General features: G+C 65.4%; 9 protein-coding genes. 5 read left to right on the top strand and 4 right to left on the bottom strand.

The annotated features are described in order from the left end of the window. Window positions 1-161: 161 nt before the first annotated feature. Genes QE444_RS13655 through QE444_RS13670 form a run of 4 tightly spaced genes read right to left on the bottom strand, consistent with a single transcriptional unit; the run spans window position 162 to window position 4,198 of the window. On the bottom strand, window positions 162-893 hold the full coding sequence (locus QE444_RS13655) for a class II aldolase and adducin N-terminal domain-containing protein (RefSeq protein ID WP_309739122.1): 732 nt from the start codon (window positions 891-893) through the stop codon (window positions 162-164). Between the two features lie 19 nt (window positions 894-912). Further along, window positions 913-1,752: an ABC transporter substrate-binding protein gene (locus tag QE444_RS13660; protein WP_309739124.1), complete on the bottom strand. Its 840-nt coding sequence runs from the start codon at window positions 1,750-1,752 to the stop codon at window positions 913-915. Between the two features lie 28 nt (window positions 1,753-1,780). Next, a complete protein-coding gene (locus QE444_RS13665) occupies window positions 1,781-2,653 on the bottom strand; it encodes a phytanoyl-CoA dioxygenase family protein (RefSeq protein ID WP_309739125.1) in 873 nt (290 codons plus the stop codon). Between the two features lie 24 nt (window positions 2,654-2,677). Continuing rightward, window positions 2,678-4,198: an amino acid ABC transporter permease/ATP-binding protein gene (locus tag QE444_RS13670; protein ID WP_309739127.1), complete on the bottom strand. Its 1,521-nt coding sequence runs from the start codon at window positions 4,196-4,198 to the stop codon at window positions 2,678-2,680. A 379-nt stretch (window positions 4,199-4,577) separates the two neighbouring features. Between QE444_RS13670 and QE444_RS13675 the strand changes: the two genes are divergently transcribed. From QE444_RS13675 to QE444_RS13695, 5 genes are all read left to right on the top strand, one after another. Next, on the top strand, window positions 4,578-5,507 hold the full coding sequence (locus tag QE444_RS13675; RefSeq protein ID WP_187979243.1) for a LysR family transcriptional regulator: 930 nt from the start codon (window positions 4,578-4,580) through the stop codon (window positions 5,505-5,507). Window positions 5,508-5,636: 129 nt separating this feature from the next. Continuing rightward, window positions 5,637-6,149, top strand: a complete 513-nt coding sequence (locus QE444_RS13680; RefSeq protein WP_309739130.1) for a sigma-70 family RNA polymerase sigma factor — start codon at window positions 5,637-5,639, stop codon at window positions 6,147-6,149. Further along, window positions 6,143-7,090 (top strand): FecR domain-containing protein, encoded by a 948-nt coding sequence (locus tag QE444_RS13685; RefSeq protein ID WP_309739133.1) that lies wholly within the window; start codon window positions 6,143-6,145, stop codon window positions 7,088-7,090. Before QE444_RS13680 ends, QE444_RS13685 begins: the two co-directional genes overlap by 7 nt. A 70-nt stretch (window positions 7,091-7,160) precedes the next feature. Continuing rightward, window positions 7,161-9,557, top strand: a complete 2,397-nt coding sequence (locus QE444_RS13690; RefSeq protein WP_309739135.1) for a TonB-dependent receptor — start codon at window positions 7,161-7,163, stop codon at window positions 9,555-9,557. 340 nt (window positions 9,558-9,897) lie between these two features. Then, window positions 9,898-11,271: a diaminobutyrate--2-oxoglutarate transaminase gene (locus tag QE444_RS13695; RefSeq protein ID WP_309739137.1), complete on the top strand. Its 1,374-nt coding sequence runs from the start codon at window positions 9,898-9,900 to the stop codon at window positions 11,269-11,271. The last annotated feature ends 9 nt before the right edge of the window (window positions 11,272-11,280 follow it).

Consider the following 11,280-nt stretch of genomic DNA (forward strand, 5'->3'; position numbering starts at 1 on the left):
ACTGCGTTGAAAACGCCCTGGGTCGCCAGCCCGGTCGGAATGCTCATTTACCATTCGTAAACTCCGCTTCCTCAGGCGTTTCGCCTTGTTTGGCTCTAGCTCGCGAGATTTGGAACAGGCTCTAAGCAGTAGGAAGGCGGAGCGCGCAGGCTCCGCGGCGATCAATCCAGTACGGAAGGGTCCTGCTGGATCAGCAGTTCTTTCATCTCGGCGAAGTGCTGCTCGGAGAAGTTAGTGATGCCTTCCCAGGCGCGGGCGGTCTTCTCGGCGACCTCGGCGGAGAGCACCTTGAGCGGCTGGCCAGTGGACCAGGCGGTGACGAGGATCTGGCAGGCGCGCTCCAGGGTCCAGATATCGTCGAAGGCCTGGCCGACGGTGGGGGCTATCACCATGACGCCGTGGTTGCCCATCAGCAGCCGCTGCTTGCCATCCAGCAGCCCGGCCAGGCGCGCACCCTCGGCCTCGGTATCGGCCATGCCGCCATAGAGTTCGTCCACCGCCAGGCGATTGAAGTAGCGCGCGGTGTTCTGGTCGATGGGCGGCACCTCGGGCTTGGCCAGGCAGGCCACCGCCGTGGTGTAGACCGGGTGCAGGTGCAGCACCACCCGGGCTTCCGGCAGCCGGCGGTGGATCTGCCCGTGGATCGACCAGGCCGTGCTGTCCACGTCGGGCCGCTCGGCGCCTCGGGGATCGTCCGCGTCGAGCAGCAGCAGATCACTGGCGCGGATGCGCGAGAAGTGCTTCCACTTGGGGTTGATCAGGAACTGCTTGCCGTCGGCGGAGACGGCGGCGCTGAAGTGGTTGGCGACGGCTTCGTGCATGTCGAGGTGGGCGATGACGCGAAAGGTCGCCGCCAGATCGATGCGCAGCCGTTCCTCGGGAGAAAGTGCCATGGTCGTGACTCCGTAAGGCTCAGGGCTTGGGCATCAGGGCGGCGATGTCCGCCTCGGTGGGCGCCTGGAAGTTGTATTTCTTCAGCAGCGCGGCGTACTCCGGGGTGGCGCTGTATTGCTTGAGCGCCTCCACCAGGGCGGTCTTGACCGCGTCGTTGCCCTTCTTTACGCCAAAGCCGTTGAGCACCGGGTAGATCAGGGTGTCCGAGGAGATCACCACGCGATTGCCGAGCTTTTCCACCAGGCCGCGGGCCACGGCGGCGTCGGTGATCTGCGCCTCCACGGCCTTGGACAGCAGCGCCTGGGTGGTCTGGGGATCGGTGCCGTATTCGCTCACGGCGATCGGCTGCAGACCGTTCTTCACGCAATACTCGCCGGAGAGCTTGTGCAGTTGCTGCAGCCAGGAGGTGGCGCCCATGGAGCCGATCTTGTGGCCGCAGAAATCTTCCGGCTTCTTAGGCTGATAGCTGCTGCCCTTGAGCGCGATGATCGACTCGCCGCTCTTCAGGTAGGGGATCATGTCGATCACCTTGAGGCGGTCCGCGGTGATGTACATCGAGGAGTTGGTGATGTCGAAGCGCCCGCCCTGCAGCCCGGTGATGAGGTTGGGAAAACGGGTGTCCAGCGTTTCCACGGAGCGCCCCATGAGCTTGCCCAGCCCCTCGACGAATTCGATGTCGAAGCCTGCCGGCTTGTTGTCCTGCACGTATTCGTAGGGGAAGAAGGTCAGGTCGGAACCGGCGACGAGTTTGCCTGGCTGCAAGAAGTCGGCCGAGGCCAGGCTGGAGACCAGCGCCAGGCCGGCGCCCAGTACGGCGGTGGAGAGGATTCGAATCGAGGCGCTGCTGACTCTTTGCATGGCGGTGCTCCTTGGAGGGTAGGAAAGATCAAACGGCAGCCTGGTCGAGCCCGGCCTGCTGGACGAAGAAGGACGCGCCGCGCGGTTTCTGCGGCAGCCGCACGCTGTTGGCCACGCTGCGCACCAGCCCGCTTTCCTGGCCGGCCACCAGCACCCCGGCGTGCTCGCTGGGCAGCGGATTCTCGCCAAAGGGCAGGGCGTCCTCGGCGGCGTAGACGCTGATGAACAGGGTGCGCGGCAGCTCGGTCTGGTTGGGGCTGGAGGCGTGCAGCAGGCGGGTGTGCATGAAGCACACCGAACCGGCCGGGCCGAAGCAGGCCACGGGCTCGCCGCAGTGCTCGGCCACCACGCCGTCGTCGACCGCGCCGGTGAAACGGCCGTCCTGCCAGTGCGACCACAGCGGGCCCCTGTGGCTGCCGGGGATGACGGTGAGGGGGCCGTTCTCCGGGGTCACCTCGCTCACCATCAGCAGCGCGGTGACCACGTCATCGTTGCTGTGGGGCGTGAAGAGGAAGTCCTGGTGCCACTTCACCTGGGTGGCGGTGCGCGGCAGCTTTGAATTGATCTTGCTGTGGTGGAATCGCGTGCCGCTGCCACCGATGAGCTGAGCCGCGACCTGGGCCATCCGCGAGGTGAAGGCGACCTGGCGATAGGCCGCGGAGATCTCGGTCGGCGAACTGACCCGGCGCAGGGAGGGGTGGTCGGGCCGGTGATCCAGTTCGACATCGAAGCGGGCACGGCCATCCTGGGTCTCGCCCCAGGCCTCGGCGTGGCTGCGACTGTCTTCGACCCAATGATCGAAATCGGCCTGCAGGGCGGCGATTTCCTCGGCCGTCAGCAGGTTCTCGACCACCAGGTAGCCGTCGCGGTGAAACTGGTCCAGTTGCGCTTGCTCGATCATAGGGGTTCTCCAGAAGCCAAGGGGTCAAGCCAGGGACACGTCCTTGAGGAAAGCCTCGACGCGGGGATGCTGGCCGTTGCGCAGTACCTGGGGCGCGTCGTCGCAGACCACGCGCCCCTTTTCCATGAACACGATGCGGTCCGAGACCTTGAAGGCGAAGTTCATCTCGTGGGTGACGATCACCATGGTGATGCCCTCCTGGGCCAGGGCCTCGATCACCTGCAGCACCTCGTTGACCTTTTCCGGGTCGAGCGCCGAGGTGGGCTCGTCGAACAGCATGATCTGCGGTCGCATCATCAGCGCCCGGGCGATGGCCACCCGCTGCTGCTGGCCGCCGGACAGCTGGTGCGGATACTTCCAGGTGTGATCGAGCATCCCGACCTTGTGCAGCAGGACATAGGCCTGCTGCCTGAGCGCCGCGGGGGTATCCAGGCGGTGATAGCGCGGCGCGAGCAGCAGGTTGTCCAGCACCGTGAGGTGGGGGAAGAGATTGAAGCTCTGGAACACCATGCCGATGTCCAGGCGATGCTCGCTGTGCTCGATGAAGCGCGGCTTCTGGGCGCCGTCCTTGTGCAGGTGGATGAAGGGCTGGCCGTTGATGCGGATCTCGCCGTTGTCCAGTTGCTCCAGGCCGTTGAGCAGGCGGATCAGGGTGGTCTTGCCCGAGCCGGACGGGCCGATCACCGAGACCACCTCGCCGGGCTGGACGCGCAGGTTGACCGAGCCCAGCACCTCGACGTCGTTGTAGGCCTTGTGCAGGCGGGCGGCCTGTAGCGCCGGGGTGGCGGCGTCCCACTGCGGCTTGGCGCTGGCGGTGGAGGCCTGGGTGGCCAGGGCCAGCACCTGCTCATCGGGGGTCCGCACCACCTTGCGCTGGGTAACGTCGAGGAAGCGCTCCAGGCGTTTGAGCAGGAAGTCGAACAGGGTGACGATCAGCACGTAGTAGAAGGCCACCGCCACCATGGTCTCCATGACCAGGAAATTCTGCGAATAGAGACGCTGGCCGACCATCAGGATCTCGGTGAGGGAGATCACCGACACCAGGGAGCTGAGCTTGACGATGGAGATGTATTCGTTGGCCAGCGAGGGCAGGGCCACGCGCAGGGCCTGGGGAATGACGATGCGCCACTGGGTGCCGAGAAAGCGCAGCCCCAGCGCTCGCGCCGCCTCGCCCTGGCCCTTGGGAATCGACAGCAGGCCGCCGCGGTGGATCTCGGCGACATAGGCCGTCTCGCTGATGACCAGGCCGATCAGGCCGGCCCAGAAGGGATCCGCGAGCACCACCGAGGTGCCCGGCAGCGCCTGCGGCAGGTTGTAGATGAAGATCAGCAGCACCAGCAGCGGCACGCTGCGAAAGAACCAGATGTAGGCACGGGCCGGCAGGTTGAGCGCGGGATGCCGGGACTGCTTGGCCAGGGCGATGAAGAAGCCCAGAGCGATGCTGATGACCCAGGTGAGGGTGCTGAGTTTGATGACGGTCCAGGTTGCCAGCCAGAATTGAGTGTCGCCGATAAGGCCGAACATGTAGTTCCAGTCGAAAGTCATCGTTAAAACCTGTCGCCATTCATTGGAAGGACACGCCCGAAGAGGGCTGTCCGGTCGCTGCAATTACAGAATTGGCAATCGGCGGACTTATCGTCAATTAACAAATTACGGGCCTCTGTATAGGACTTTGCTATACAGAGAAAACGGCTGCTGGAGAACTTTTCCTCTATGCCCTCATAAGGAGCAAAGTGCCGCCATTAAAGGCTTCGATGCAGGGTTTTGGTGCACTGGGATGATAAGGACGCGGCGGAGATCCACTGGATTTTCAAAGGTTTGATGGGCGTTGAAGACAGACGCAGCCTGCCTGGCACAGCTTTCGCTTCGGGGGTAGAGGCTATGCAAAAACGAGCTCTGCACAGTTTTTTCCTATAGGTAATCCGTGACCCACTTTACGCTCAGGCAACTTCGTTATTTCGTCGCGGTGGTCGAGGAAGACAGCATCGTCGAGGCAGCGCGACAACTGCACATATCCCAGCCGTCGATTTCCGTCGCCATCAAGAATCTCGAAGAAAGTTTCGAGCAGAAGCTGTTTATCCGCCATCACGCCCAGGGCGTTTCCCTCACCGCCAGTGGGCGCCGACTCTACGACAAGGCCAAGGAACTGTTGCGGCTGTCCCACGAGCTGGAACAGAACGCCAAGGCGGAAAACGAGATGGTCTCGGGGACCGTGGCCATCGGTTGCTTCGAGTCCGCCGCGCCGCTCTACCTGCCCAAGCTGGTCGCCGGCTTCAAGCGGCTCTATCCGGAAATCACCATCCAGCTGCACGACGGCGAGCAGCACGAACTCATGCACGGCGTGCATCGGGGACGCTTCGACCTGGTGTTTCTCTACGATCTGGAGCTGGGTGATTCCATCACCAAGGAGAAGCTCAATGCGCCGCACAAGCCCTATGCCCTGTTGCCTATTGCCCACCCCCTGGCGGGCAAGAAGGCGGTGACGCTCAAGGAGCTGAGTCGCGAGCCCATGATCCTGCTGGACGTGGTGCCCAGCCGTAACTACTTCATCGACATCTTCAAGGAGAAGGGCTACCACCCCACGGTGGCCTACAGCTCCCCCTCCATCGAGATGGTGCGCTGCATGGTGGGGCAGGGGCTGGGCTTTTCCGTGCTGGTCACCCGGCCGACCACCAACCTGACCTACGACGGCAAGCGTCTGGCCCAGGTCAACATCCACGACGACATGCCGGCCTCGACCTTCATCATGGCCTACCTGCGCAACAACGAGCCGACCAAGGCGACGCGGCTGTTCATGGACTATTGCCGGAGTGTCGATCTGTCGCCGGTGCCGGCGGAAAACCCGGCAGGCTGAACACCGTGCTGGCAGTTACCCATCTTCCGGGCGAAAGGGCAGGGATAGACGGCTCCGGGCTGGTCGCCGATGCGTGATGTAAAGTAGAATCAATATCATCTAAGCATCATCGAGCAGGCAGCACCCGTTATGAGTGATATGGCTCTCGCATCCTCACGTCATCTTCATCGGCTCTATTGCGATCACAGCGGCTGGCTACAGGCCTGGTTGCGGCGGCGGCTGGGCAGCGAATGGGATGCGGCCGATCTCAGCCAGGAGGCCTTTCTGCGGCTGGTGCGCAACCCCGAGGTGCTGGACGAACTGCAGGAGCCGCGGGCGTACCTGGTGACCATCGGCAAGCGCCTGCTGATCAATTTCCAGCGCCGGCGTAGCCTGGAGCAGGCCTATCTCGACGCCCTGGCCGAGCTGCCCGAAGCCTGCGCGCCATCGCCCGAGCAACGCTGGGTCCTGCTGGAAACCCTGCAGGCCCTCGATGAGCTGCTCGACGGCCTGCCCGCCACGGTGCGCCATGCCTTCCTCCTCAGCCAGCTCGAAGACCTCACCTACCGCGAGATCGCCGAGCGCTTGCAGGTCTCCGAGCGCACCATCAAGAGATACATGGCGCAGGCCTATGAACATTGCCTGCTGGCGGAGCTGTGCTGAGCGGCGCCCAGGACCGGCGGCGGACCGCGATCCGCGAGGCCGCGGGCTGGCTGGCGTTACTGGAGTCCGGTGCGGCTGGCGAGCGCGAACACCAGCAGTTGCAGGCCTGGCGCCAGGCCCATGCCGAGCACGAGCGCGCCTGGCAGGCGGCCTTGGCGCTGCAGCAACGCTTCGCCGCGGTGCCGTCGCGCCTGGCCATGGCCAGTCTGCAACCGGCCGATCGCGGCCGACGTACCGCCCTGCGGCAGTTGCTGGGCCTGGCGGTGGTGGTACCGACGGGGTGGTGGCTGACCCAGGAAGTCCCGCTGGACGCCTGGACCGCCGATCTCAGCACCGCCACCGGCGAACGCCGCAGCCTGACCCTGGCGGATGGCAGCCTGCTGCAACTCAATACCGCGACCGCCGTGGACCTGGATCAGACCCGGCGACGCCTGACTCTGGTGCGCGGCGAGCTCTCGCTGCGCGTACCCGGTACCCAGGCGCTGAGGCTGGATACCCGCTTCGGGACCCTGATGGTGGAGCAGGCCGAGGTCTGCGTGCAGCAGGACGATGAAGGATGCGACGTGCGCGTGGTCAGCGGTAGCGTGGGGGTTCGCCCGCTGAGCGGGCCGGGGCTGGAACTGGGCAGGGGCCAGCAGTTGCGCCTGAGTACCCTGGGGATCGGTGCCATAGAGCCGTTTTCCGCGACGCTGCTGAGCTGGCGCCAGGGCGTGCTGATCGCCCAGGACCAGCCACTGGGCGAATTCCTGCAGCAATTCAGTCGCTATCGTCCTGGCCTGCTGCGCTGGGATCCCGCGGTGGCCGACCTCAGGGTCACCGGCAGCTTTCAGCTCGCCGATACCGACCGGGTACTGGCGCTACTGGCCGCGACGCTGCCAGTGGAGCTGCACTGGCGTACCCGCTTCTGGGTGACCCTGAAACCCCGCTCGGTCGCCGCCTGAAAAAAGCCTGTCCCCTTTTCCGTACTCGTCGGTCATTAACGGCATAGGACAATCAAAGGAGGGGGATTCAATGGTGGCGTTGGTACTGCGTCCGTTGCTGCGCACGGGCTTGCTGGTGGCGTTGAGTGGTACTCCCTGGTGGGCGGGTTCTGCCTGGGCCCAGGAGGCCGCCCGCCGGCACTACGAGATTCCCGCTGGCAGTCTCGCCCAGGCGCTGACGCGCTTCGCCGCGGAATCCGGCGTCAATCTGGCGGTGGATCCGGGGCTGGTGGGCAAGCGCGACAGCGCTGGCCTCAACGGCGACTACGGCGTGGAGGATGGTTTCAGCCGCCTGCTCGCCGGCTCGGGCCTGCGACTGCAACCGCTGGGGGAGCGCGACTTCACCCTGGCGCCAGCGCCGCAGGACAGCGGCGTCCAGGAGCTGGCCAGCACCTCCATCGTCGCCACCAGTCTGCAGGCGGATGACACGCCCTACGCCGGCGGCCAGGTCGCGCGGCAAGGCTCCCAGGGACTGCTGGGCAATCGCGACTTCATGGACACGCCCTTCAGCCAGACCTCCTACACCGCCCAGACCGTCCAGAATCTCCAGGCCCGCACCCTTACCGACCTGATCGCCAGCGATCCCTCGGTGCGCTCCACCAATCCGTCGGGTGGTCGCTTTGAGCAATTCACCATCCGCGGTTTCAGCCTGTTCAACAGCGACGTCGCCTACAACGGGCTCTATGGCGTGCTGCCGACCTATTCCATCGACATGGAGATGGCCGAGCGGGTCGACATCCTCAAGGGCCCGAGCCAGTTGCTCAACGGCATCTCGCCTCGCGGCAGCGTCGGCGGGGGCATCAACGTGGTGCCCAAGCGCGCCACCGATCAGCCCATCACCGAAATCACCGGCAGCTATGCCTCCGACAGCCAGGTGGGCGGCGCCGTGGACATCGGTCGTCGCTTCGGCGCGGACAATCGCTTCGGGATGCGCTTCAACGGCGTCAAGCAATCCGGCGATACCACCTGGGATCACCAGCACGTCGACCGGCAGATGGGCGTGCTCGGTCTGGACTATCGCGTGGAACGCCTGCGCCTGGGCCTCGATCTCGGCCACACCGAGCGCGACACCGATGCGCCCCAGGAGCGGGTGCTGGTCGGTGCCAATGCCCGGGTGCCCGATGCCGACGACGTGCGCCACAACTATGCCCAGCGCTGGACCCGCGCCCAGACCAAGGACACCTTTGGCGCCCTGCGTGGCGAATTCGACGTCGACGATTCGCTGATGGTCTACGGTGCCGTGGGCGCGCGCCGCAGCGATCACGATTTCCTGCGCCACAATGTTTCCCTCACCAACGACGCCGGCGATTTCACCGTCCAGCCGCGCGACTTCACCCGCGACGAAAACGTCCGTACCGCCAACGTGGGCGCGCGCAAATGGCTGCAGACCGGGCCGGTCAGCCACGAGCTCAATGTCAGTGCCGACTACTTCTACATGGACTTCGAGAACGGTGGCGGGCGCTACGCCAGCGGGGCCAGCAACCTCTATGCGCCCCGCGACCTGCCCGCGCCGGGCGTGCGCACCCGGTCCGATGCCAAGGACTACACCGAGAACCGCTTCAGTGGCGTGGCCCTGGCCGACACCCTGGGCTTCTTCGACGACCGCCTGCTGGTCACCCTCGGCGCCCGCTGGCAGCGGGTCAAGGTGGACGACTGGTCCGATGGGGTGAAGCAAACCACCGCCTACGACGAGGAAAAGGTCTCGCCCTCGGCGGGGGTGCTATTCAAGGCCACCGAGCGCCTGTCGCTCTATGCCAACTACATGGAAGGCCTCAGCCAGGGCAAGATCGCGCCGTCCACCGCGCTGAACGAGGACGAGATCTTCCCGCCCTTCATCAGCCGTCAGGCGGAGGTGGGCGCCAAGTACGACTTCGGCGCCGTGGCCGTGACCGCGAGTGCCTTCCGCATCAAGCAGCCAGCCTACGAGACCAACGCCACCAACCGTACCTTCGGTCCCAACGGCAAGCGGGTCAACGACGGGGCGGAGCTGAGCGTGTTCGGCGAGCCGCTGGCCGGCTTCCGCGTGCTGGGCGGCCTGATGTACATCGACAGCGAGCTCAGGGACACCGTGGGTGGCACCTTCGACGGCAATCGCGCCCCGGCCACGCCCAGGCTCAATGCCAACCTCGGCGCCGAACTGGACATCCCGGCGGTGCCCGGCCTGACCCTGACCGGACGGGGGATCTACACCAGCTCCCAGTATCTGGACCAGGCCAACAGCAAGGAAATCGACGCCTGGCATCGCTTCGACGTGGGCGCGCGCTACGCCTTCAAGGTCGACGCCACCCGCGTGACCCTGAGGGCCTCGGTGGAGAACGTGATGAACGAGCGCTACTGGGCCTCCGCCGGCGCGTCCGACGACAGCGAACCCGGCCTGACGATCTCCACGCCGCGGACCTTCGTCTTCTCCACCACCCTGGCGTTCTGACGCCGCCGGAGCCCGTTGCTGCGCAAGGCTCGTGCAGTCCTGCGCAGCGGCAGATTGTATGAGCCGTTAATTACCGGCAGAACCTTGCTGCGTTATTTGGCTGAAATTCGTTATTCATTGACAGGAGTGCCCTGCGGATATAGCTGAAACAAGATCCTTATCAGGCTTATTACCGAGCTATTTCAATAACGGACTGTAGTGAGTTCGGGTTTTTTATCGTCCGCAGATTGGCCAAAGTTGGGCGAGTTCAAAGACTGGGCTATTTACGGGAATAGCGGTTGAAGGATGAGAATGAAACTGATTATCGCTACCGAAGATAAACGTCCCGAGGTCTGACGCCATGCTTCAACCATCCCTCAGTCGCGATACCGCAGTAGCCGACAACGCCTTCTTTCTCGCTCGCCAGGCGCGCTTCGAATCAAATGTCCGCAGCTATCCGCGCAAGCTGCCGCTGGCCATCGCCAAGGCCGCCGGTGTCTGGGTGACCGACGTCGAAGGCAAGACCTACCTGGATTGCCTGGCCGGGGCCGGCACCCTGGCCCTGGGGCACAACCATCCGGCGGTTACCGCGGCCATCACCGACTTTCTCGGCAGCGGGCTGCCGATGCACAGCCTGGATCTCACCACGCCGCTCAAGGACGCCTTCAGCGAGCGCCTGCTGGGCCTGCTGCCGGGTCGGGCGGAAGACTACTGCCTGCAGTTCTGCGGGCCGTCCGGCGCCGATGCGGTGGAAGCGGCACTGAAGCTGGCCAAGAAGGTCACCGGACGCAGCAACGTGGTGGCCTTTTCCGGCGGCTACCACGGCATGACCCACGGCGCCCTGGCCGTGACCGGCAATCTCGCGCCCAAGCAGGGCGTGGCGGGGTTGATGCCCGGGGTGCAATTCCTGCCCTATCCTCATGAATACCGCTGCCCGCTGGGACTGGGCGGCGAGCAGGGCGCCGCGGCCCTGGCGGGCTATCTGGAGCGGTTCTTCGGCGATGTGGAAAGCGGCGTCTGCCGGCCGGCGGCGGTGATCGTCGAGGCGGTCCAGGGGGAGGGCGGCGTCAATCCGGCACCGGCGGCCTGGCTGCGGACCCTGCGCCAGGTCACCCGGGAGCACGGAATCCTGCTCATCGTCGACGAGGTCCAGACCGGTTTCGGTCGCACCGGCGCGCTGTTCGCCTGCCAGCATGCCGGCATCGAGCCGGACATCCTGGTGCTGTCCAAGGCCGTGGGCGGTGGCCTGCCGCTGGCCCTGCTGGCGATACGTCGGGAGTTCGACGCCTGGGAGCCCGGTGGCCATACCGGCACCTTCCGCGGCAATCAATTGGCGATGGCCACGGGGCTGGCCACCCTGGAGGTCATCGAGCGCGATGGCCTGGTCAGCCATGCCGCCCAGCTCGGGGGCTGGCTCAGGCGCCATCTGGAGCGGCTGCGCGAGCGCTTTCCCGCCATCGGTAATGTCCGCGGGCTGGGGCTGATGCTGGGCCTGGAAATTGTCGAGGCGGGCGGCGACGCGGATGCGCTCGGCAGCCTGCCGGCCGATCCCGCCCTGGCGGCGGCCATCCAGCGCCACTGTTTCGCCCAGGGGCTGCTGCTCGAACGCGGTGGCCGCGACGGCAACGTGGTGCGACTGCTGCCCCCGCTGATCCTCCAGGAAAGCCACTGCCTGGTGCTGCTCGAGCGCCTGGAGGCGGCCCTCGTGGCGGCCCTGGCCGAACCCCGTGGCTGAGCACGAGGC

This window comes from Pseudomonas sp. SORGH_AS_0199 (assembly GCF_031453735.1).
Classification (GTDB): domain Bacteria; phylum Pseudomonadota; class Gammaproteobacteria; order Pseudomonadales; family Pseudomonadaceae; genus Chryseomonas; species Chryseomonas aestiva.

Excerpts from the sequence above, each read along its gene's own strand:
- QE444_RS13660 (WP_309739124.1), bottom strand. The coding sequence starts at position 1,752 with ATGCAAAGAGTCAGCAGCGCCTCGATTCGAATCCTCTCCACCGCCGTA.
- QE444_RS13670 (WP_309739127.1), bottom strand. The coding sequence starts at position 4,198 with ATGACTTTCGACTGGAACTACATGTTCGGCCTTATCGGCGACACTCAA.
- QE444_RS13665 (WP_309739125.1), bottom strand. The coding sequence starts at position 2,653 with ATGATCGAGCAAGCGCAACTGGACCAGTTTCACCGCGACGGCTACCTG.
- QE444_RS13655 (WP_309739122.1), bottom strand. The coding sequence starts at position 893 with ATGGCACTTTCTCCCGAGGAACGGCTGCGCATCGATCTGGCGGCGACC.
- QE444_RS13690 (WP_309739135.1), top strand. The coding sequence starts at position 7,161 with ATGGTGGCGTTGGTACTGCGTCCGTTGCTGCGCACGGGCTTGCTGGTG.
- QE444_RS13680 (WP_309739130.1), top strand. The coding sequence starts at position 5,637 with ATGAGTGATATGGCTCTCGCATCCTCACGTCATCTTCATCGGCTCTAT.
- QE444_RS13695 (WP_309739137.1), top strand. The coding sequence starts at position 9,898 with ATGCTTCAACCATCCCTCAGTCGCGATACCGCAGTAGCCGACAACGCC.